Origin of the sequence: Serratia sp. C2(1) (genome assembly GCF_036352655.1) — a bacterium.
Lineage (GTDB): Bacteria > Pseudomonadota > Gammaproteobacteria > Enterobacterales > Enterobacteriaceae > Serratia > Serratia inhibens.
Map to the genome: position 1 here is coordinate 1 of NZ_JAZFBA010000001.1, position 21,539 is coordinate 21,539.

Consider the following 21,539-nt stretch of genomic DNA (forward strand, 5'->3'; position numbering starts at 1 on the left):
GCCTGGCGGCAATAGCGCGGTGGTCCCACCTGACCCCATGCCGAACTCAGAAGTGAAACGCCGTAGCGCCGATGGTAGTGTGGGGTCTCCCCATGCGAGAGTAGGACACTGCCAGGCATCAAATAAAGCAACAAGCCCTACGTGAAAGCGTAGGGCTTTTTGTTTTATTTATTTTTGGGTGTTCTATTCGAGCATGGGCATGCGAAAAGTCCGTCGGGAACGGACTTTAACGCCGCTTGCGGCGGCCCGGAAGGGGCGAGTCTCAGGATGAGACGAGTATTGTAGGACACTGCCAGGCATCAAACAAAGTCGAAAGCCTCATGCGAAAGCATGGGGCTTTTTGCTTTGCAAAAAACAAGCTGTAATCTCCTCTTATTTTCATTTCACTATTTAATATTCATCACAAAACCCGCGCTTTACTTCCCGTTTCACCAGATATCCTTCGCCTGCTATCAGGTTTAATTGTTAACTTAAACATAACAAAAAAGTAATAATTAAACGGCAGGACGCCGACTTCACTACTTATCTGGCTCGGAGAAAACAATATGACAGAAACAACCTCGGTTATTGGGGATGGGGATGCCGCCGATCTGGCGGTTCAGGATAAAAAGCAGCGTATTTTCGCTATCGTGGGCGCTTCATCGGGCAACCTGGTGGAGTGGTTCGATTTTTACGTTTACTCTTTCTGCTCGATCTATTTCGCCGCCTCGTTCTTTCCCGCCGGCAACAGCACAACCCAACTGCTGCAGACCGCTGGCGTCTTTGCCGCGGGCTTTTTTATGCGCCCGATTGGCGGTTGGCTGTTCGGTTATATTGCTGATAAACATGGCCGCAAAAATTCGATGTTGATTTCGGTCTGCATGATGTGCGCCGGATCGCTGGTGATCGCCTGTTTGCCAACCTATGACTCGATCGGCAGTTGGGCGCCGGTGTTGTTATTGGTTGCTCGATTGTTCCAGGGCCTGTCCGTTGGCGGTGAATACGGCACCAGCGCTACCTACATGAGTGAGGTGGCAATCAAGGGAAAGCGTGGGTTCTATGCTTCTTTCCAATATGTGACGCTGATTGGCGGCCAATTGCTGGCGCTATTGGTCCTGGTCGCGTTGCAGCAAATCCTTTCTACGGAAGAGTTGAAAGCTTGGGGTTGGCGCATTCCATTTGCGCTGGGCGCCGTGTTGGCTGTGGTTGCGCTGTACCTGCGGCGTTCGCTGAATGAAACCTCCGATGCGAAAACCCGAAACCATAAAGATGCCGGTTCGCTGAAAGGTCTGTGGAAAAACCGCAAGGCGTTTCTGATGGTGCTGGGTTTTACCGCCGGCGGTTCATTGAGTTTCTATACCTTCACCACCTATATGCAAAAATACCTGGTGAATACCTCTGGCATGGACGCCAAGCTGGCCAGCGGTATCATGACCGCCGCATTGTTTATTTACATGCTGTTGCAACCATTGGTAGGTGCGTTCTCGGACAAAATTGGCCGTCGTAGTTCAATGTTGGTCTTCGCTTCGTTTGCCACACTGATGACGGTGCCTATTCTGATGACGCTGAAAAGCGTATCCAACCCTTATGTTGCTTTCGGGTTGATCGTCCTGGCGCTGTTTATCATCAGTTTTTACACGTCGATCAGTGGGTTGTTGAAAGCCGAAATGTTCCCGCCGGAAGTCCGTGCGCTGGGCGTCGGGCTGTCTTATGCGGTGGCTAACGCGATGTTTGGTGGCTCTGCGGAGTATGTTGCCCTGTCGCTGAAGTCGTTCGGCGTGGAGAACGCTTTCTTCTGGTATGTTTCCGGCATGTGTCTGCTGGCTCTGATCGTTTCGCTGAAGTTGCATCGCAAGGGGAAAGAGGTGCAGCTGTAAATCAGCGAGTAGCGTGATACAGACTATAGCCGGTCGCTGCTCCTGCCACGTCCCAGGCAAAATCTTTCCAGCTCCAGCCGGTGCCGCCTTCGCGACTGTCATACAGTTCTTTGGCGGCACCGAGCCCAATGGAGAACATCAGGCCGAAGCTGCGGCTTCTGGCCTCGCTCCAGTTTTGGTGATCGCCATAAGCGGTACCGGCGGCAGCGAAGGCCGCTGAGGCGACGAAATGCTGCGCCTTATCCTTACCTGTCCAGTTATCGTTTGCCACATGAGTGCAACCGCTCGTGAGAAGCAAAAAGGGCAGCGCAAGCAAGAGGCGGAACGGGCGCATAATGAAAACATCCTGTTGTCATGGCGTACAAAAAACCCCAGCCTTGGCCGGGGTCAGTGGTAACTGAATTATAGCGGGATTACAGTATACGGCTAATCAACCGGTCAATACGGATACGGCGTAGACGACGGATCAGCTTGCGCACTTTGACCGGATACTGCTGAATGCTTTGCAGTTCAAGGTAGTTGCCCACCACGGTGGTATGGGTGCGGATACACTCCAGCTCTTTGTGGCGTTGTTCGCGCATCTCCTGTTTCGGATCGTGGATCAGGATGGCATTCTCCAGATCCAGCCGCCAGGCGCGCGGGTTGAGGTTGTTACCGGTGATCAGCTGCCACTCGTCATCTACCCACATGCCTTTCAGGTGATAGCTGTTATCACCGTCTTTCCACAGGCGCACAATCAGCTGGCCGGTATCGATATAACGTTGCAGCCGGCTGAGAAAGCGGCGCAGGTTAATTTCGTACAGATAGGGTAGAGCACCGATAATTTTGAACGGCTGATCTTCAGGAATGTAGAAGTCGTTGGCGGTCTTGTCGCCGACGATGATTTCCACCTGTTTACCCTGGCGCAGCAGATAAATGATATTGCGCACCAGCAGTGCCGGCAGGTTGAAATAGGGGGTACACAGCGTCAGCTTCTGATCGGCGCAGGACATCAGATGATGAATGGTTTTATTCAACACGCTTTGTTTACCCAGCCCAACCAGCGGTGTTACCGCCAGCTCATCGTTGCCCGCGTTGTTACGGAACTGATAACCGGCACGGCGCAGGGCGAAGCGAAACAGGCGAGTTTCGTTTTTGATCTCCGGGCTTTTCGGACGATCGTCACGATCCAAACGCTGTACCGCACCAGCGGCCAACAGATGCTGTTTGATGTAATCGATCAGGGTATCGGCCAGAGCGCCGTTAGTGATCAACTGGTAACGATCGTAACGGTATTTCTCGTGCTGATGCAGATAAACGTCATTGATACTGGCACCGCTGTAAATAACGGTATTGTCGATAACAAAACCTTTCAGGTGCAGCACGCCCAAGGCTTCTCGGGTATTGACCGGCACGCCGTAGACCGGAACTTGCAGCCCCGGGTGCTGATCTGCCATCGAGCAGTACCAATCGGCATTGGTATTGGCGGCCGCGGCGCCAATGCGCCCACGCTGGGCGCGATGCCAGTCGACCAAAATGCAAATCTCCAGTTCCGGACGCCGTTGCTTTGCCTGATAAAGCGCATTGAGAATGTCGCGCCCGGCGTCGTCATGCTCCAGATATAGAGCGACCAGATAGATGCGATGGGTGGCGTTAGCGATCAATTCCAGCAGCGTAGTGCGGTAATCGGAAGGTGTGTACAAGGTACGGACATCAGCTACCGTTTGGGGGAGTTTTGGCAGTTGTGCAAGGTGTTGTTGATGTTTGCTACGTTTAAATTTTGACAACATCACAGTGCGCTTCTTCTCTCATGATTAGATGGCCGGAACGCCAAATACGGGAAAACAATAAAACGAATAATCGGGCGATAATACCACTAGTTGTCCCGATTGTGCGTATGTTTTGGCGTTAAGTGGTGGATTCGTAGCGCATTGCGACACAGGTCACTGCGCGTCGCCAGCCTGCAGCGGCAGGGTCAAATTGACGATCCCGTCCTCAAGTTGCACATCAATGCCAAAGCCCAGTCGTTGTGCCAAGGCAATCATGCCGCGGTTATTCGGCATGGTGATGCCGGTCAGGCGGGTCAGTCCGTGAGCACGGGCATAGGCGATCATCTTTTCCAGCAGTTGGCGGCCGAGGCCCAGCCCTTTCAGATCCGAGCGCACCAGCACGGCGAATTCCGCGTCGGTATTGTCCGGATCGGAAAGCGCACGCGTTACGCCGATGATTTGCTCATCGCGCACGGCGACAAAAGCCATTTCCCGATCGTAGTCGATTTGCGTCATGTTAGCCAAATCGTCGTGGGTAAACTCGTTGATCTCACTGAAATAGCGGTAGTAGAGATCTTCCTTGGTCACGCGATCGATAAAGTGCTTCAGCGCCGGCTCGTCCTCCGGCAGAATGGGCCGGAACAGGCACTGCGAACCATCTTTCAAGCGGATAGCTTCTTCCAGTTCATGGGGATAAGGGCGGATCGCCAGCCGCGCCTGCGGATCGCCCTCGAAAGGCGCAATTTGCATGGAAACGTCCAGCAGCGTGAATTCGCTGCCAGAGGCCAGCACCGGGTGGATGTCCAGCCGGGTGATTTCAGGGCAGTCGAGGATCAGGTTAGAGACTTGCACCAGCAGGCGGCTCAGCCCGGGAATATCCAGCGGCCGCAGTGCGCTGCGCCCACGGATCTTTCCTCCCTTAACCGCCTGCAGCACCAAATAGCGAGCCAGCGCCATATTCAGCGGCGGCAAGGCTACGGCGACCTGATTTTCCTGCCGCCATTCGATACCCCCTTCACCCAGCATGATCAGCGGACCAAAAATAGCGTCCTGCTCTACTGCAATACGCAGTTCCTGCGCTCCGGCACGGTTGGCCATGCTTTGCACCAGCAGGCCGTGAATGCGGGCCTGCGGATAGGTGCGTTTTACGCGATCGAGAATAGCGTCCGCCGCACGCTGGACCTCGGTGGCGGTGCGCAGGTAGAGCATGACGCCCTGAACCTCTGATTTATGAGGAATATCCGGCGAGCGCAGTTTCAGCGCCACCGGATAACCGATTTGTTCGGCGATGTGCACCGCTTCGGTACTGTCCTCGGCAATCCAGGTGGGCAGGGTGGTCAGATCATAGGCCTGCAGAATGGATTGCACTTCGTGGGTATCGAGCTGCGTAGCGCCTTCGGCCAGCGCCTGATGGATTAGCCTATGCGCATCGGCGGTGTTGGCCGTAAGGCCGATCGGGAGCGCCGGGGTCTCTTTCAGCTGCTTCTGGTTACGGCGATATTCCACCATATGCATAAAGGCGGTCACCGCGCCTTCCGGGGTGCGGTAGGTCGGGATACCTGCCTCGGTAAACAATCGGCGGGCTTCTTGCGAAGAGTATTCGCCGCACCAGTTGGTGAGCAGCGTGATGCGTTTACCGCGCGGATGCTGGCGCAGGGTATCGATAATGCGTTCAGCGGTGGCGGTGCCCGGAGCCGCCGCGCTTGGGGCGTGGATCAGCAGCAGAGCATCGTAGTCGTGGCTGTCGAGCAGCGTCTTGACCGCCGCCAGATAACGTTGCGGCGTGGCATCATCACGCAGATCTATGGGGTTACCGGCGCGAATAGACTCCGGCAAAACTTCGCCGAGCTGCGTCAGGCTCTCTTCCCCCAACTGCGCCAGCTTGCCGTTGCGGCCTAGCAGTTCGTCTAATGCCATCGCCGCCGGTGCAGCGCCGTTGCTGACGATCATCAGGCGCTCACCGCGCAGCGGATGCATATGGCTCAGGGTTTCCACCGCGGAGAACAGTTCGTGGGTGTCCTGAACGCGCAATAACCCCGCACGCTGGATGGCGGCATCATAGGCCGCGTCCAGGCCTTGTTGGCTATTGAGCAGCAGTTGGGCCTGCTGGCTGCGGCCGCTTTTGATTACCAGTATCGGCTTATTGCGCGAAGCGCTGCGCGAGGCAGACAAAAAGCGGCGTGCGTCGCTGATGTTTTCCAGGTACAGCAAGATGGCGCTGGTTTTACTGTCGCGAGCCAGAAAATCCAGCAGGTCGTCGACGTCAATATCCAGGCTGTCACCCAGCGCGATAAAATAGGAAAAACCGACCTCGCGTTGCTGAGCCCAGTCGAGAATGGTATTGGCGACGGCGGCAGACTGCGAAATAAACGCCAGTTTGCCTTTGAGGATCGGTACCGGAGAGAAGCTGGCATTGAGTCCTTGCCAGGGGGCCAGCAGGCCCAGGCTATTCGGCCCAAGCAGGCGCATCGAGTAACGTTGCGCGCAGGCTTTCAACTCGACGAACTGTTCCGGTGGGGAGGAGAGCACAATGGCGGTTTTACAGCCGCGTTTGCCCAAGGCCTCAATCAATGCCAGGTTGCGTTGTGCGTGGGTGCAGAGTATCGCCAGATCGGGCGTCAGCGGCAGGCTGGCAACGTCCGGGTAAGCCATCACGCCGCACACGGCCTTATAACGCGGCGTGACCGGCATTACCGGCCCGCTGAAGCCACCGGCCAGCAAGTTGCTCATCATCAGGTTACCGGCGCGGCCGGGCTGTTGTGAAGCGCCGAGAACGGCAATCGATTTAGGACGTAAAAGCGCTTCTAACCCTCGCTGGCTCATGCACGGCTCCTTTATATCCGTTATCCTTCAAAAGACAGGGGTGTTGGCTGCCCTCTCTCACCCAGGTCACTTAGTTAACTAAGCTCCCAGGGATTCGTTCAGTTGCCGCCTACCTGTCTTTCGAATGCTATTGGCTATAGGCAACGTTACCCCTGATTCTAGGCGTTTTGCGGCAGCTTTGCTGTGACCGGTGCCTCCGGGCGCGTAGGTTTCCCGGCCAGATATTGTTGACGGAAATAACGAAAATGCTGGTTCAAACCCTCAGATGCGGCGGTATCGCCGGCCTGCTGTAACAACGCCGCCGCCACTTCTGCCGTGCAGTGCTGCTCGGTGCGGCTGGCTTCACGCAACTGGTAATTCGACGCGGCGGTGACATTGAGCGAAAACACCGGGAATGCGTTCAGATACGGGCTCTTGCGGAACATCTTGCTCGCCTCGGTCCAGGTGCCGTCGAGCATGATAAACAGCGGCGGTTTGCCACCGACAGGCAGTTCGCTGTACACCGGCCGCTCAGGGGCGGCGTAGGAGGCGGGGAAGACTACGTAAGGCTGGCGTTGCGGATCGTTAATCGCCTTCAGCAACTCGGGGTCGATCTCGGTGCGCGACCAGAGGAACGCTTGGGTATCCGGCAGGATATCGGCTATCAGGCGGCCGGTATTGCTTGGCTTCAATGGCTCCGCACCAAACATGATCAAACAGAAACGGCTGGCCGCCGGCTGTGGCTGGATGGTATCGCACAGGCAGTTTTTATGGGGCAGCAGGCAGCCCTGACAACGCGGTATGCGATTACCGCGCGCCAGAAAAGGGCGGGTAGAGCGTTCCAAACGAAATTGGCGCAGGCGGAGTACGGCGTTGTCAGTCATAAATATCCTGGGGAAAACCGCTATTGTAGCGCAGAAAAAAGCCCGGCGGGAGCGCGCGGGCCAGTTCGAATTGCGCCAGTGTCGCCCGCAATGGGCAACACCGCCTATACTTTCTGCGTTAAACTAGTTCATTGAGCCAGTTATCGAACGGCGTTTTCGGCATCGCGCCATTGAGCATGTCGACCATTTTGCCCTCGCGGAACAGCATGATGGTCGGAATGCTGCGGATACGGAAACGGGCGCTCAGTTCCGGTTCGGCTTCGGTGTTCACCTTCACGAAGCGTACTTTGCCGGCGCGCTCTTCGGCAACGTCTTCGAAGACGGGCGCAAAGTTGACGCAGGGGCCGCACCACGGCGCCCAGAAATCGACGACTACCGGCAAGTCATCCTGCAGCAGTTGGTCCAGCGTGGCTGCGGTGGCATTGATCACTTCGCCGTCAAATAACGGGTGGCCGCAGCGGCCGCATTTCGCACCGTCCGACACTCGTTCTTCAGGTACGCGGTTGGTGGCATTGCAAACTGCACAGACTGTATTCATGTTTACCTCGGAGACTGAGAAAGCATTCCACGCCGCAGTCAGGTTGCGGAGTTGTTTCTTTAATGCTGGTTATTATCGGTAAAAACGGGGCATTGAACAAAGAGGTTTGTTCAATGGATACGATAGTTGCTAGCTTTTAGCGCAAGTAGGTGGCTTAGCACCCCAACATCAGGTAATCTTCGCGCCCTGCGCGTTGGTGGAGAAGACAATGAACGATTCATTTAGTGGCAAAAACGGTAAAGTTAAAGTGATGTACGTCCGCAGTGACGACGACAACAGCAGCGACGACCGTAACAAGAATAAACGTCCGGCCGGCAAAGGCCGTCCGGCTGACGGTGCGCGCTCGGGCCGTACCGGTCAGGACAAGCCGCGTGGCAATAATGATCGCCGTGGCTCCGATTCTCGCCGCAGTGAAAGCGATCGTCCTCGCCGTCCGGCGCGTACTGAAGACCGTGGCGGTTATGATTCGCCGTGGAAAACCGTGTCACGCGCTCCGGAAGAAGAGCCGGCGTTCGATCACGGTGGCATCAGCGGCAAAAGCTTTATCGATCCGGAGCAGTTGCGCCGCCAGCGTGCGGAAGAAACCCGCGTCTACGGTGAGAATGCCTGTCAGGCGCTGTTCGCCAGCCGTCCGGACGCCATTGTCCGCGCCTGGTTCGTGCAGTCCGTTACGCCGCGTTTCCGCGAAGCGCTGCGCTGGATGGCGGCTAACCGCAAAGCCTACCACGTGGTGGATGAAGAAGAGCTGGCGAAAGCGTCCGGCACCGAACACCACGGCGGCGTGTGTTTCCTGATCAAAAAGCGTCAGGGTCTGGATGCGCAAACCTATCTGAAAGAAGCCCCGGCGAAAGATTGCGTGCTGGCGCTGGAAGAAGTGGGCAACCCGCACAACCTGGGCGCTATCGTCCGTTCTTGCGCCCACTTTGGCGTGAACGGCGTGCTGTTACAGGATCCGGCGGTGCTGGAGTCCGGTGCGGCGGTGCGTACTGCTGAAGGCGGCGCGGAGCACATCAAGGCGATTAACGCCGATGACTTCCTGTCGGTGCTGGATACCTTCCGCAAAGCGGGTTACACCATCGTCACCACCTCAAGCCACAAAGGCACGCCGTTGGCGCAGGCCAAGCTGCCGGCCAAAATGGTGCTGGTGCTGGGCCAGGAACGTGACGGCCTGAGCGACAGCGCGTGGCAGCAGGGGGATATGAGCGTGTCCATCGGCGGTACCGGCAAGGTGGAAAGCCTGAACGTATCGGTCGCGACCGGCATTTTGCTGGCTGACTGGTGGCGTCAAAATCAAGCGTAACGGTTAGAAAACCGGAACCTTTGAAGCCGCTGTGTCATGGGAGGCAACTCGCAATTCGCAGGGTATCATCGGGAATATAAAGAACGGGCGCCTCAGAAGGGCGCCCGTTTTGTTGGGTGAGATTCAGTGAGCGCCGCCGCCGCCGCTGCCGGAACTGAATGGCGGTTTCGCCACCCAGACCAACGCCAGCAGGATCAGGAACACCCCCGCCGCCAGCCAGAAGATCTCGTTGGCAGAGATAATCAGCCCCTGCGCAGTGATCTCGTTGGCAATATAAGCCGAGGCCTGCTGTTTGCTCATGCCAACCTGTTCCAGCTGTCGATACATCTCCTGCGACTGCGGGTTGTAAGGGTTTACAAACTCCGCCAGTTGCGAGTGGTGCTGCGACTCGCGCTGGGTCCACAGCGTGGTGGTAATCGAGGTGCCGATTGAACCCGCCAGCGTACGGGTAAAGTTCGACAGGCTCGATGCCGCCGCCATGCGCTCCGGCGGCAGGCCGGACAGCGTAATGGTGATCAGTGGCATAAAGAAGCAGGCGATGGCGAAGCCTTGCACAAACTGCGGCCAGGCCGAAGCGCCAAAATCCATTCCCGGCTCAAACGTATAAGCGCGCCAATAGAAGCACACGGCATACATAATGAAGCTGAAGGTCACCAGTCGCCGCATGTCGAGCCGGTTGCCGAATTTACCGATAATCGGCGACAGCAACACGGGTAACAGCCCGATAGGTGCGGAAGCCAGGCCGGCCCAGGTGGCGGTATAGCCATAGACCTCCTGCAACAGCTGCGGCAACAGCACGATAGAGCCGAAGTACAGCATGTAGGCCAGGCTGATGCACAGACAGCCAATGGTAAAGTTGCGCGATTTGAACAGCGACAAATCCACCACCGGGTGGTCATCCGTCAGCTCCCACACCACCAGGAACACCAGCGCCACTACGGCTACGACCGTCAGGACGATAATCTCCGTCGAGTTGAACCAGTCCAGCTCTTTACCCTGATCGAGCATCACCTGCAGCGAACCGATCCCGACAATCAGCAACACCAGACCGACGGTGTCGATCGGTTTGATCTCGGTTTTGGTTTCTCTGCCTTTCAGCGTCGCCATCGCCACCAGGATCACGAACAGGCCTATCGGGATATTGATGAAGAAGATCCAGCCCCAGTGATAGTTATCGCTGATATACCCGCCGAGGATCGGCCCGAATATCGGCGCCACGATCACCGTCATCGACCAGAGCGCCAGGGCCATCGATCGCTTGGCGGGGGGATAGTTATTCAGCAACAGGCTTTGCGACAGCGGGATCAACGGCCCCGCCACCAACCCCTGGATCACGCGGAAGAAGATCAGCATGCCCAGGCTGTTGGAAATGCCGCACAACCAGGAGGCGAGGGCGAACAGCGCCGTGGACCAGAGGAACAGGCGCACCTCGCCGATGCGCTTGGCCAACCAGCCGGTGATCGGAATGGAGATGGCATTCGCCACCCCAAACGAGGTGATCACCCAGGTCCCCTGCGAGTTGGAGGACCCGAGGTTACCGGCGATGGTCGGGATCGCCACGTTGGCGATGGTCGAGTCCAGTACCTGCATGAAGGTCGCCATGGCGAGCGCGACCGTCATCCAGGCTAACTGTGCGCCTTCAAGCGGTTTCTGTGCCAAGGTAGCCTCCCGTGCGCTTAGCCGGCATTCGCATGGATCACGTCGGCGATCATTTGATCAACCGGCGCCAGATTCAACGCCAGTGCGTTGGTCTGGTACAGCGGCTTGTCACGCACCACGTCAGACAGCACGCGGCCGTCCAGATTGGTGGTGTCTACCTTCACCTGCGTCGACAGGCCAATGCGCAGCGGATGGTCGGCAATCTGTTTGGCATCCAATTCGATACGCACCGGCAAACGCTGAACCACTTTGATCCAGTTACCGGTGGCGTTCTGTGCCGGCAGCAGCGAGAAGGCGCTGCCGGTGCCCATATCGATGCCGACGACTTTGCCGTTGTACACCACGTCATCACCGTAAATATCACTGACTACGCTTGCCGATTGGCCGATGCGCATATTGGCGATCTGGGTTTCTTTGAAGTTGGCGTCAACCCAGATGTGCTCGGCCGGGACCACTGCCATCAGCGGGGAACCGGCGGCGATTTGCGCGCCCACCTGTACGCTGCGGCGGGAAACATAACCGGTGATCGGGCTGATGATTTTAGTCCGTTGCAATGCCAGCCAGGCGTCGCGCATCTGCGCGGCAGACTGCTGAATGGCCGGTTGTTTCTCCAGCGGGGTATCCAGCACCATCGCCTGATTGGCGTTATATTGCTGTACCGCCACTTCCAGCGCCGCTTTGGCGCTGTCGACGGCATCGCGCGCGTGTTGCAGCTCTTCGCGCCCGATGGCGTCAACGCTGCCCAACACCACGCGGCGTTTGAGGTCGTTTTCCGCCTTGCTCAGGTCAGATTTGCGCAGGGCAATATTGGCCTGATACTGCTTGCTGTTGATGATCAGCTGGTGGGTTTGGCGCACGCTGTTGGCCAGGCTGGTCTTGGCGCGCTCCAACGCCTGTTCGGCATCGGTCGGATCGAGCGTCAACAGGACATCACCTTGTCTGACATAGTCGGTGTTATCGAAATTGACGCTGTTTACGCTGCCGTTCACCTGCGCCATGATCTGCACCTGGTTGCCGGATACGTAGGCATCATCGGTTTCCTGATGATGACGCAGTACCAGGAACCAATACACTAAATAAGCCACCCCAATAACAATGAAAATAACCGTCAGCAACAGCAGCCAAAACTTACGCTGTTTTTTTTTGCCGCTCGGCTGCTGCGGGTTTTGAGTCTCCGCGCTTGCGCTCATGGTGTTCTCCAAGCTCTCTATTTTATTATGCTTTTGAATCCGCTACGGCCGGGGCTTGATAGCCACCGCCCAGCGCGCGGATCAGTCCTATCTTCGCCTGCAACAAATTGCTGCTGGCCGTCAGTTCCGCCTGTTGCTGCTGCAAGAGCTGCGTCTGGCTGGTCAACAGTTCGTCGCGCCCGATAATCCCTGCCTGGTATCGTGCGTTTGCGACTCGGTACACCTGCTGCATCGATTGGGACGCGGATGCCGCCTGCAGCTGCTGTTGCGCAGTACTTTGCTGGACGGTGATGGCATCGGCGGTTTCCTGCACGGCATTCAGGATGGTTTGGTTATAGGATTCCACGGCTTCGTCATACAGCGCGGACTCCTCACCCAGCTTGCTGCGCAGCGCACCGGCGTGGAAGATCGGCAGCGAAATCGCCGGCATCACGTTCCAGGCCTGGCTGGCCGCTTCAAACAGATTCGGGCTGGTGCCACTGGTATTGGTGGTGGTCAGACCGGCAAAGGCTGAAATGGTCAGGCTGGGGTAAAACTCTTTACGCGCGGCGCTGACGCGCTGGTTGTAGGATTCCACCAATTGACGCTGGGCGGCGATATCCGGGCGTTTACCCAGCAGATCGGCGGTCAGTTCGCCTTGTGGCGCCATCAGCGTATTGGCGGGCAGCGCCACCGGGCGCAGGTTTTGCGTGGCGCTCGGGCCTTGGCCGGCGAGGGCCGCCAGCTGGTGTTTCAGCTGTTCAATCTGCGACTGCAACTGCAGGATCTGTTGTTTGGCGCTGTCGGCCTGCGCCTGGGTTTGTTGCGGAATATCAATACCGGTGATGCCGGCTTTATATTGCCGCTGGCGTAGTTCTGTCAGGCGTTGGTTGTTGTCCACTTCCTGTTGCAGCAGTTTTTCCAGTGCGAAGTTGCTCTGTAACAGGTAATAGGAGGAGGCCACGGAGCTGGTCAGCGTCAGTGCCGCCTGTTCCTGCTCGGCGCGGGCCGCATCGACCTGGGCCTTGGCGGCGTTGACCTGGTTGCGGTATTTTCCCCACCAGTCAAATTCATAGGCCAGGTTCAGCCCCAGCGAGTTGGAGCTTTCATAGATTGGCTTATGCGGATACCCCAACCCCATATTGACGTTTTGCGGCACGCGTTGACGTTCAGTACTGGCGTTCAGATCCAGATTCGGGCCGTTGGCCGCATTGGCCTGGCCCATCACGCTCTGCGCTTCACGCACGCGGGCAGCGGCCTGGCGCAGCGTCGGCGAGCTTTGCAGCGTTCGGGTCATCAGGGCATCGAGCTGCGGATCGTTAAGCGCACGCCACCACTGCGGGCTGACGTTCAACGAGCTGACTTTCGGCTGCGACAGCTGCAGGCTCTGCGAGTCCATCAGCGTGGATTGCGGGGCAATATTATCGGTAGACGCACACCCGGCCAGCAGCAATACCGCGAACAGCGGGGTGAACCTCCAGTTAAATGGGGATCGCATAAGTAAGTACCTGAACAGAAATTGTGAATTAGGATAACTGTTCTGTGATTTCCATTTGATCCAGACGTGCCAATAGTTTGCGCGTCAGCTTTTCAAGCTGTTGCTGTTCATCATTGTTCAGCGTGGACCATAGGAAATGCAGACATTTGTGCTGCGGTGGCAGCAGTTGACTGAGAAACTCTTCGCCCTGGGGCGTCATATGCAGATGCAGGCAGCGGCGGTCATGGTCGCTTTCCCGGCGCTCAATCCAACCGCGTTTTTCCAGCTCATCGGCAATACGCGTAGCATTGGTGCGCGAAGAACCCAGAGCAGAGCTTAGCTCAGAAGGCTGAATGCTGTGATTTTCCTGCGCATCCAGGGTAATCAGCGCCATAAACAATGTTTCGTTAATCCCTTGTGCCTTGAGCATTTTATTGCGATTTTCCAGCAATTTACCTTGCATGTGCATGCACAGCCGGGTCAGCAGAATTTCCTGATAAGGGAAATCCTTCTGACGTTTTGCACGAAAATTAAGCATTTGTTCAATGGGAGTAAACGAGCTTTCCATAATTTAGGGCCTCATTAATTTCGTTCGAGATAGTAACGATAGTGATTAATAATGTAAATGTTCAGCAGAGTGAATAATTTAGCTATTCGTGTCATTTGTCAGTTTTTTGTAAATGACTCACGCCCGAAAAAAAGCTTAAGTGTGATATGGCGCACAAAATAACCGGTTATTCCGTCTGAAAACCATAAATGATTTTAATGATATACCAAAGGTTCCTGCGCCGATCGGCCTAGAGAAAATGATGTTTTTGCTGCGACAAAAGCATAGACCCTGCGCGATAAAACCGGCCGGTAGGGGCATGGCGAGTGGGGCAAAGGATTCCTGCAAGACGTAAACTCGCAGCGACATGCCGAAGGCAAAGGCCACCGACAAAGAGCCGATGATGACGGCTAAACGGTCGGCGATGCCGTTGAATAAGCGGGAACTGGCGGCAGGGAAATTGACGTTTTCTGCAGTTTGGCTGTGCATGTTTTGTTCTGATCGCAGGGTATATAGGACATCAATAGTTTATGCCCAGAACATTACCAGAGAGTGAGTAACGTTTATACCCTGCGGCGCTAATAAATTTCCAATATGATTATTCGCGTGCTAATCAGATCGCTGCCGGTCCCTGCGGGTCGTGATGTTTGCCGCGCCACCAGACCAGCAGATTCAGCACGCACAAAACGCCTCCCGTGGCGGCGACGCCTAACCACCCTGCGTGCTGATAAGCCGAAGCGGACAGCAGCGAGCCGAGCGCACCGCCGATAAAATAGCTGGTCATGTAGCCGGCAGTCAGACGGTTACGCGCTTCCGGCATAATACGGTACATCACGCTCTGGTTGGTGACGTGCACGGCTTGCACCGCCAGATCGAGGATCAGAATACCGGCGATCAGCGCCCACAGCGATTGTGCAGCGAAAGCGATGGGGATCCACGACAGCAGCAGCAGCACCAGGCCCAGGGTAGTGGTCAACCCGGCCTTGCCCTTGTCCGCCAGATGCCCGGCACGGGAGGCGGCCAGCGCACCGGCGGCACCCACCAGACCGAACAGGCCGATCACCCCTTCGGAATAACCAAACGGCGGCGCAGCCAGCAGGAAGGCCATTGAGGTCCACAGCACGCTGAAGTTGGCGAACGACAGCGCACCAATCGCGGCGCGGGTGCGCAGCAGCGGCGTGCCGTAAAACAGGGTAAAGATCGATTTCAGCAACTGGGGATAATTCAGACCCGAATGCAGTTTGTAACGCGGTAGCGCACGCCACAGGATCAGTGCCATCAGGATCATCAGCCCGCTGGCCACCCAGTAAATGGTGCGCCAGCCGCCGATCGACGCCAGCGCCCCGGCCACGGTACGTGCCAGCAAGATGCCGAGCAGCAGGCCGCTCATGATGATACCGACGGTTTTGCCGCGCTTTTCCGGATGCGACAGGGTTGCCGCCAGCGGGACCAGAATTTGCGCCACCACCGAGAACAATCCGGTAAGCGCGGTACCGAGGATCATCATCGGCAAGGTGGTTGAACTGGCGGTGATCAACATGCCGCCTGCTGCCAGCAGCGTCATGAAGACGATTAATCCGCGCCGTTCAAACATGTCGCCGAGCGGGACCAGCAGCAGCAAGCCAACGGCGTAACCCGATTGCGCGGCGGTGACGATAAAACCGGCCTGATTGACCGACAGCTCAAAGTGCTTGGCGATGGTTTCCAGCAACGGCTGCGCATAATAATTACTGGCGACGGCCAGGCCGGTGGCGATAGCGATCAGGACAATCAGCGCCGGGCTGAGGCCCGGATGTGGATTTTGTGGGTTCATGAGGGCTTAGTCACAAGAAGAAGTGATGCGAAGTATCGGGCAGGACAGCACATGAAACCAATGTATAATTTTCATTTGATTAATCTCCTTTTGCGATAGATTCCATGAACCTGAAACAGATCCGCTTTGCACTGGCGGTAGCCGAAGAGCAGAGTTTTACCCGTGCGGCGCAACGCTGCCACACGGTGCAGTCGGCTCTCAGCCATCAAATTGCCAAACTGGAGGAAGAACTGGGCTGTACATTGTTTGAACGTACCTCGCGACGGGTCAGGCTGACCAGCGCCGGGCAGGCGTTTATTCTGCCTGCGCAGCGGCTGCTGGCGGCCAAACAATCACTGGTGGAAGAGGTGGTGGCGGCCAATGGGACGATTTCCGGTACCTTGACCATCGGGACCATCTCCACCATAAACGCGATAGATCTGACCGAAAAACTGAGCAAGTTTCATCGCCACTATCCGGCGGTTAACATCAGGTTATATGTGGGCATGAGCGAGGAGTTGCTCGAAGATGTCCGCCAGCAGAAGACCGATGTGGCGTTTGTCGGGATCTGGCCGGGGGATATCGATATGCTGCCGGTATCCCATCGTCAGTTGACCGATGAGCCCCTGGTGGCGCTGGTGGCAGCGCAACATCCTTTGGCCAGTCGCCAGCGGGTCAATCTGCAAACCCTGTCGGAAGTGCCGCTGGTGGATTTTTACAGCGGTACCGGCGCCCGGCGTCAGACCGATCGCGCGTTTCAGGCGGCGGGCATCAAGCGGCATATCAGTTTTGAAATCGATCATATCGAATGGCTGGAGAATCTGGTGCAGCGGGGATTGGCGGCGGGCATTGTGCCGATCTCGACGGCGCAGCGTCTGAGTGCGCTGGTGTCGATCCCGATTGAGGATGGCCCGCGGCGGCAGGTGTATTGCGTATGGCCGCAGCAACTATCGAGAACCGCCGAGCGCTTCTTGCAGTTCAGCGGGATTGAACTGACGCAATAGGGGGCGCAGCAGCCTGCGCCCCGCAGAGCGTTATTTCTTCGCGGCTTCCGCAGCGGTTTTCACCCAACCGTCGAAGGTCGCCTGGTGCGCCTTGATCCAGCCGTTAACATGGCTTTGGATATCGGCGTCCGACGCCTGGCCTTCATGCATGCGCAGATTCTGCGCATTCACGTCGGCAATCGGCAGCTTCATAATGGCGAACAGCTTGGCGGCCGCCGGGTTGGCTTCTGCCCATTTTTTGTTGGCGGCGATGCGCATGGTGTTCACCGGGAAACCATAGTTGGCACCGTTCGGCAGCTTGGTATCCACATTTTTCTGCTCGCCCGGCAGGGAAGAGAACGGCACTTGCAGCCAAACTACGTCACGGCCCGGCACCAACACGTCGCTTACCCAGTACGGTGTCCAGGTATAGTAGAGTATCGGTTTGCCTTCTTTGTAGCGGGTAATGGTGTCGGCGATCATCGCCGCGTAGTTGCCCTGGTTGTGCTCGACGGTTTTGCTCAGGCCATAAGCCTCGATATGGTGGTTAATCACTGCCTCGCAACCCCAACCCGGCGTACAGCCGGTCAGATCCGCCTTGCCGTCGCCGTTGGTGTCAAACAACTTGGCGATTTTCGGATCTTTCAGCTGCTCGACGTTGGTAATGTGGTATTTATCGGCGGTTTTCTTGTCGATCAGGTAACCCTGCGCCGCGCCGTTGACGTACACCCCTTCACGATAGAACTTGGCATCGCCACCGGCGGCCTTGTACTGATCGGCGTGCAGCGGATCCCAGTTCACCGCGAGGAAGGTGGCGTCGCCGGAGGCAATAGAGGTATAGGCGACGTTATAATCCACTTCACGGGTGTCTTTAACGTCATAGCCCAGCTTTTCCAACGCCTTGCTGACCAGTTGCGTCTGGAAGGTTTCTTCGGAAATGGTGCTTTGTACCGGCTGTACCGTTACGCCTTTTCCCGGTAAGTCAGCGGCGAAAACCGCCTGCGAGCCAATCAGTGTCGTAAGGGCAACCGCCCAGATTCCTGTAGTGCGCATAGTGAAATACCTTTTTTATGTTGTGAAGTCGGGGTTATTTCGCTGCCGCGGCAGCGGTGTTTACCCAGCCGTCAAAAGTGGCCTGATGGGCTTTAATCCAACCGTCTACGTGACGCTGTATATCGTCCGTCCCGTTCTCGCCGTTGTGCATGCGCAGGTTTTGCGCGTTCACGTCCGCCAGTGGCAATTTCATGATGGCGAACAATTTGGCGGCGGCCGGGTTGGCCTGTGCCCACTGTTTGTTGGCGACGATGTGTTCGTTATTGACGGCGAAACCGTAGTTCTTGCCGTTTGGCAACGCGGTGTTGCTGTCTTTCAGTGAACCCGGGCTGGCGGAGAACGGAACGGTCAGCCAGACAACGTCGCGGCCGGGCACCAGTTCGTCGCTGACCCAGTAAGGTGTCCAGGTAAAGTACAGCACCGGTTTACCCTGCTTATAGCGGGTCAGGGTGTCGGCGATGATGGCGGAGTAGTTGCCCTGGTTTTGGGTTACGGTACCGCTGAGCCCGTAGGCCTTGATATGGGTGTCAATCACGCTGTCGCACACCCAGCCCGGCTCACAGCCGGCCAGATCGGCCTTGCCGTCGCCATCGGCGTCAAACAGTTTTGCCAGCTTGGGATCTTTCAACTGGGAAATATCGCTGATGTGGTATTTGTCGGCGGTTTTTTTATCGATCAAATACCCCTGCGCCGCATTGGTGATATAAGCGCCCTGGCGATAAAACGTCTTGTCGCCGCCGGCGCTGTTGTACATATCGGTTTGCAGCGGATCCCAGTTTACCGCCATGTAGGTGGCGTCGCCGGAGGCGATAGAGGTATAGGCGACGTTGTAATCCACCTCACCGGTGGGTTGGACGTCGTAGCCCAGTTTTACCAACGCGCGGTTGACCAGCTCGGTCTGAAAACTTTCTTCCGCGAGTGTGCTTTGCAGCGGTTTAACCGTGACGCCTTTGCCGGGAAGTTCGGCGGCGAACGCCTGTGTGCTTAGCAATGAAGTCAGGGCAACAGCCCAAATTCTTGTCGAGCGCATAGTGTTTCCTTCGGTTTTATGGAGCGGCCGGGCCCCCGACGGTTTGCCGGGGGCAGGGCTATTAAGGCTTTTTGATGAAGGGGCGGGTGAGCAGCCCGATCGGGCCGTGAGCGTACCAGCGGCCCATGCCTTTGCTGCGGCGATCGCGCCCCAGCGACTGGGTGAGACGATCGAGAATAATCGCCAGGATCACGATGCCGACACCGCCCACGGCGGCCAGCCCCATATCCAGCCGGCCGATGCCGCGCAGCACCATTTGCCCCAGACCGCCGACGGCGATCATCGAGGCGATGACCACCATCGACAGCGCCAGCATCAGGGTCTGGTTAACACCGGCCATGATGGTCGGCATCGCCAGCGGCAATTGCACCTTGAACAGCAACTGACGCGGGCTGGAGCCGAAGGATTCGGCAGCTTCTATCAAATCTTCCGGTACCTGTTTGATGCCGAGAATGGTCAGACGCACGATCGGCGGCAGCGCGAAGATAATGGTGACCACCACCCCCGGTACGTTGCCGATACCGAACAGCATGACGATCGGCACCAGATAGACGAACGCCGGCGTGGTCTGCATGGCATCGAGCAGCGGGCGTATGACCTTGGCGGCATGTCTGCTGCGCGCCAGCCAAATGCCAAGAGGCAATCCGATGACAATGCAAAAGAACAGAGCGGTCAGCACCAGCGCCAGCGTTACCATAGCCTGCGACCAGGCGCCAATCGCCCCTATCGCAATCAGGGACACCAAAGTGGCGGCCCCCATGCCGAAGCTGGAGATCTGCCAGGCGATCAGTGAAAACACCAGAATGGCGATCGGTGCCGGCATGCCGAGCAGTAACTGCTGGAAGCCGCTGAGGATAAAGTCGACCGGTACGCGTATCCCCTGGAACAGCGGGCGGAAGTGCAGCACCAGCCAGTCGATGCCTTGAGTCACCCAGGAATCGAACGGCACCCAGGCCTTGTGGAACGGATCGAGCAGGTTGAAATGCTCCGGCTGGGCCGGTGCGCTGTTAAGCCAGTCAGCACCCTGAGCGGCCTGATTGGCTGCGTCGTGTGTTGCCGGTGGCGGTGCGCTGGACCAGGCATCGCCAGCGCCATCGGCAGGCGCTGCGGAAGCGGCGGCATCGGTCGCCGGTGCGGCGCTGGGGTCGGCAGGCGCGGTGGCCCATGGATCCTGTGTTGTATCACTCATTCGCTGGGCCCTCTTTATCCAGGGCCTGCAGCAGCATGGCCTTGGAAATAATTCCAAGATAGTTATTTTCTTCGCAGACTACCGGCACCGCGCAGGGGGCCTGGGCAACCAGGGAAATCAGTTCGCTCAGCGGCATATCCGCCGGTACCGGGGCTGGGGCGTCCAGCAGGGCGTCATCCAGCGTCAGGTTGGCGGCCAGCGCCTGTTTGAGCGAATCTACCGACACCACGCCGATAAATTTCTTTCCGCGTTCAACAACATAACCATAATCGCGGTCTTCATCGCGCAGCAGCTGCAACGCCGAGCGCGGACCAAAACCGGGGGTTTTACGAATCAGGGCTACCGGGCGGCGTTTGGCGATATCCTTTGCGCTGAACACGTGGCTGATATCCACGCCGCGGAAGAAGGTGCGGACATAATCGTTGGCCGGTTTATTTAATATTTCCTCCGGCGTACCGACCTGAATTACCTCACCGCCTTGCATAATCGCAATGCGATCGCCAATACGCATCGCTTCATCCAAATCGTGGGAAATAAACACGATGGTGCGCTGATGCCGGGCCTGTAATTTGACCAGTTCATCTTGCATTTCGGTACGGATTAAAGGGTCCAGCGCAGAGAAGGCTTCATCCATCAATAATATGTCCGGATTATTCGCCATGGCGCGGGCTAATCCCACCCGCTGGCGCATCCCGCCGGAAAGCTCATCGGGATAAGAATGCGCATAATTCTCCAGACCGACCTGTCGCAGGGCTTCCAGGGCTTTTTCCTGACGCTCCTGTGGCGGTATTCCGGCTAATTCCATGCCGAAGGCGGTATTATTCAATACGTTCATATGCGGCATTAAGGCGAATGACTGGAACACCATGCTGATCTTATTTCGGCGTACGGTGCGCAGCGCATTGTCGGATATTTTCGAAATATCCTCACCGTCAATCAGCACCTGCCCGCGAGTGGGTTCTATCAGACGATTGAGAAGGCGTACCAGGGTAGATTTTCCTGAACCGGAAAGCCCCATGATGACAAATATCTCGCCTTCTTCAATGGCCAGAGAGGCGTCTTTCACGCCAAGCGATAATCCGGTTTTTTCAAGCAGTTGGTCTTTTGTCAGACCTTTCTCAATCAGTTTGAACGCGCGTTCCGGATGTTCGCCAAATATCTTATACAGGTTCTTTACTTCGAGTTTAATTGCCATGCAATTTGCTGTTTCCTCTGATGAATTATCAAACGATAAAAACGTCCTAATAGAAAATAATAGTCGCCTATACCCTAACACAGTGAAGTTCTGAGACAACCCTCAATGTCTCGGAATGAGGATATTGGCGGTTTACATCGTTCTGCCGATTAGTTATGGTAGCTTGGCCCACGTTCAATTAAGTTTAGGATATTTCTTAATTATATTTCTCGTCGAAGGTGGACATTTCACAGGAATAATGGCAAGAAAATCCCGCTTTATTTCCCCTTCAGGCTGCCGTGCAGACAATAAAAAACCCGACCATAGGCCGGGTAAAA

At 56.7% G+C, this 21,539-nt stretch carries 18 protein-coding genes and 1 rRNA gene; 4 read left to right on the forward strand and 15 right to left on the reverse strand.

Annotation, left to right across the window (positions count from 1 at the left end):
* The first annotated feature begins 1 nt into the window (after window position 1).
* A 5S ribosomal RNA gene (gene rrf / locus V2S86_RS00005) occupies window positions 2-117 on the forward strand.
* 428 nt (window positions 118-545) lie between these two features.
* Entirely contained in the window at window positions 546-1,856 is a 1,311-nt protein-coding gene (locus V2S86_RS00010) for an MFS family transporter (RefSeq protein WP_330760713.1), read from the forward strand.
* Window position 1,857: 1 nt separating this feature from the next.
* Here the strand turns inward: V2S86_RS00010 and V2S86_RS00015 are convergent, their stop codons facing one another.
* From V2S86_RS00015 to trxC, 5 genes are all read right to left on the reverse strand, one after another.
* Complete coding sequence (locus tag V2S86_RS00015) at window positions 1,858-2,190, reverse strand: YfiM family lipoprotein (protein ID WP_330760714.1); 333 nt, start codon at window positions 2,188-2,190, stop codon at window positions 1,858-1,860.
* Between the two features lie 79 nt (window positions 2,191-2,269).
* Window positions 2,270-3,625, reverse strand: a complete 1,356-nt coding sequence (gene pssA, locus V2S86_RS00020) for a CDP-diacylglycerol--serine O-phosphatidyltransferase (RefSeq protein WP_330760715.1) — start codon at window positions 3,623-3,625, stop codon at window positions 2,270-2,272.
* A 153-nt stretch (window positions 3,626-3,778) separates the two neighbouring features.
* Window positions 3,779-6,427: a bifunctional acetate--CoA ligase family protein/GNAT family N-acetyltransferase gene (locus V2S86_RS00025; RefSeq protein WP_330760717.1), complete on the reverse strand. Its 2,649-nt coding sequence runs from the start codon at window positions 6,425-6,427 to the stop codon at window positions 3,779-3,781.
* Between the two features lie 158 nt (window positions 6,428-6,585).
* Entirely contained in the window at window positions 6,586-7,290 is a 705-nt protein-coding gene (locus tag V2S86_RS00030) for a tRNA-uridine aminocarboxypropyltransferase (RefSeq protein WP_330760718.1), read from the reverse strand.
* Window positions 7,291-7,408: 118 nt separating this feature from the next.
* Window positions 7,409-7,828, reverse strand: a complete 420-nt coding sequence (trxC, locus tag V2S86_RS00035) for a thioredoxin TrxC (protein WP_212557561.1) — start codon at window positions 7,826-7,828, stop codon at window positions 7,409-7,411.
* A gap of 208 nt (window positions 7,829-8,036) precedes the next feature.
* On the opposite strand from trxC, the gene V2S86_RS00040 reads away from it, so the two are divergent.
* Complete coding sequence (locus V2S86_RS00040) at window positions 8,037-9,128, forward strand: tRNA/rRNA methyltransferase (protein ID WP_330760719.1); 1,092 nt, start codon at window positions 8,037-8,039, stop codon at window positions 9,126-9,128.
* A gap of 123 nt (window positions 9,129-9,251) precedes the next feature.
* Here the strand turns inward: V2S86_RS00040 and emrB are convergent, their stop codons facing one another.
* The 6 genes from emrB to V2S86_RS00070 all read right to left on the reverse strand — a co-directional run bounded on the left by emrB (window position 9,252) and on the right by V2S86_RS00070 (window position 15,793).
* Complete coding sequence (gene emrB, locus V2S86_RS00045; RefSeq protein WP_330760720.1) at window positions 9,252-10,787, reverse strand: multidrug efflux MFS transporter permease subunit EmrB; 1,536 nt, start codon at window positions 10,785-10,787, stop codon at window positions 9,252-9,254.
* Window positions 10,788-10,804: 17 nt separating this feature from the next.
* Window positions 10,805-11,977, reverse strand: a complete 1,173-nt coding sequence (gene emrA, locus V2S86_RS00050; protein WP_330760721.1) for a multidrug efflux MFS transporter periplasmic adaptor subunit EmrA — start codon at window positions 11,975-11,977, stop codon at window positions 10,805-10,807.
* Window positions 11,978-12,002: 25 nt separating this feature from the next.
* A complete protein-coding gene (locus tag V2S86_RS00055) occupies window positions 12,003-13,454 on the reverse strand; it encodes an efflux transporter outer membrane subunit (protein ID WP_330760722.1) in 1,452 nt (483 codons plus the stop codon).
* A gap of 28 nt (window positions 13,455-13,482) precedes the next feature.
* The gene (mprA, locus tag V2S86_RS00060) at window positions 13,483-14,001 is read right to left on the reverse strand and encodes a transcriptional repressor MprA (protein ID WP_006318604.1); all 519 of its coding nucleotides are present in this window, start codon (window positions 13,999-14,001) and stop codon (window positions 13,483-13,485) included.
* Between the two features lie 135 nt (window positions 14,002-14,136).
* A complete protein-coding gene (locus V2S86_RS00065; RefSeq protein WP_330760723.1) occupies window positions 14,137-14,469 on the reverse strand; it encodes a hypothetical protein in 333 nt (110 codons plus the stop codon).
* A gap of 124 nt (window positions 14,470-14,593) precedes the next feature.
* Complete coding sequence (locus tag V2S86_RS00070; RefSeq protein WP_330760724.1) at window positions 14,594-15,793, reverse strand: MFS transporter; 1,200 nt, start codon at window positions 15,791-15,793, stop codon at window positions 14,594-14,596.
* 104 nt (window positions 15,794-15,897) lie between these two features.
* Here V2S86_RS00070 and V2S86_RS00075 point away from each other — a divergent pair, with 104 nt between their 5' ends.
* Window positions 15,898-16,776: a LysR family transcriptional regulator gene (locus V2S86_RS00075; protein WP_004953774.1), complete on the forward strand. Its 879-nt coding sequence runs from the start codon at window positions 15,898-15,900 to the stop codon at window positions 16,774-16,776.
* A 30-nt stretch (window positions 16,777-16,806) separates the two neighbouring features.
* Here V2S86_RS00075 and proX (V2S86_RS00080) read toward each other — a convergent pair whose 3' ends face one another.
* The 4 genes from proX (V2S86_RS00080) to proV all read right to left on the reverse strand — a co-directional run bounded on the left by proX (V2S86_RS00080) (window position 16,807) and on the right by proV (window position 21,222).
* A complete protein-coding gene (gene proX / locus V2S86_RS00080) occupies window positions 16,807-17,808 on the reverse strand; it encodes a glycine betaine/L-proline ABC transporter substrate-binding protein ProX (RefSeq protein WP_330760725.1) in 1,002 nt (333 codons plus the stop codon).
* 34 nt (window positions 17,809-17,842) lie between these two features.
* On the reverse strand, window positions 17,843-18,838 hold the full coding sequence (proX, locus tag V2S86_RS00085; RefSeq protein ID WP_330760726.1) for a glycine betaine/L-proline ABC transporter substrate-binding protein ProX: 996 nt from the start codon (window positions 18,836-18,838) through the stop codon (window positions 17,843-17,845).
* Between the two features lie 61 nt (window positions 18,839-18,899).
* The gene (proW, locus tag V2S86_RS00090; protein ID WP_330760727.1) at window positions 18,900-20,027 is read right to left on the reverse strand and encodes a glycine betaine/L-proline ABC transporter permease ProW; all 1,128 of its coding nucleotides are present in this window, start codon (window positions 20,025-20,027) and stop codon (window positions 18,900-18,902) included.
* Entirely contained in the window at window positions 20,020-21,222 is a 1,203-nt protein-coding gene (proV, locus tag V2S86_RS00095; RefSeq protein WP_330760728.1) for a glycine betaine/L-proline ABC transporter ATP-binding protein ProV, read from the reverse strand. Before proV ends, proW begins: the two co-directional genes overlap by 8 nt.
* Window positions 21,223-21,539: the final 317 nt, after the last annotated feature.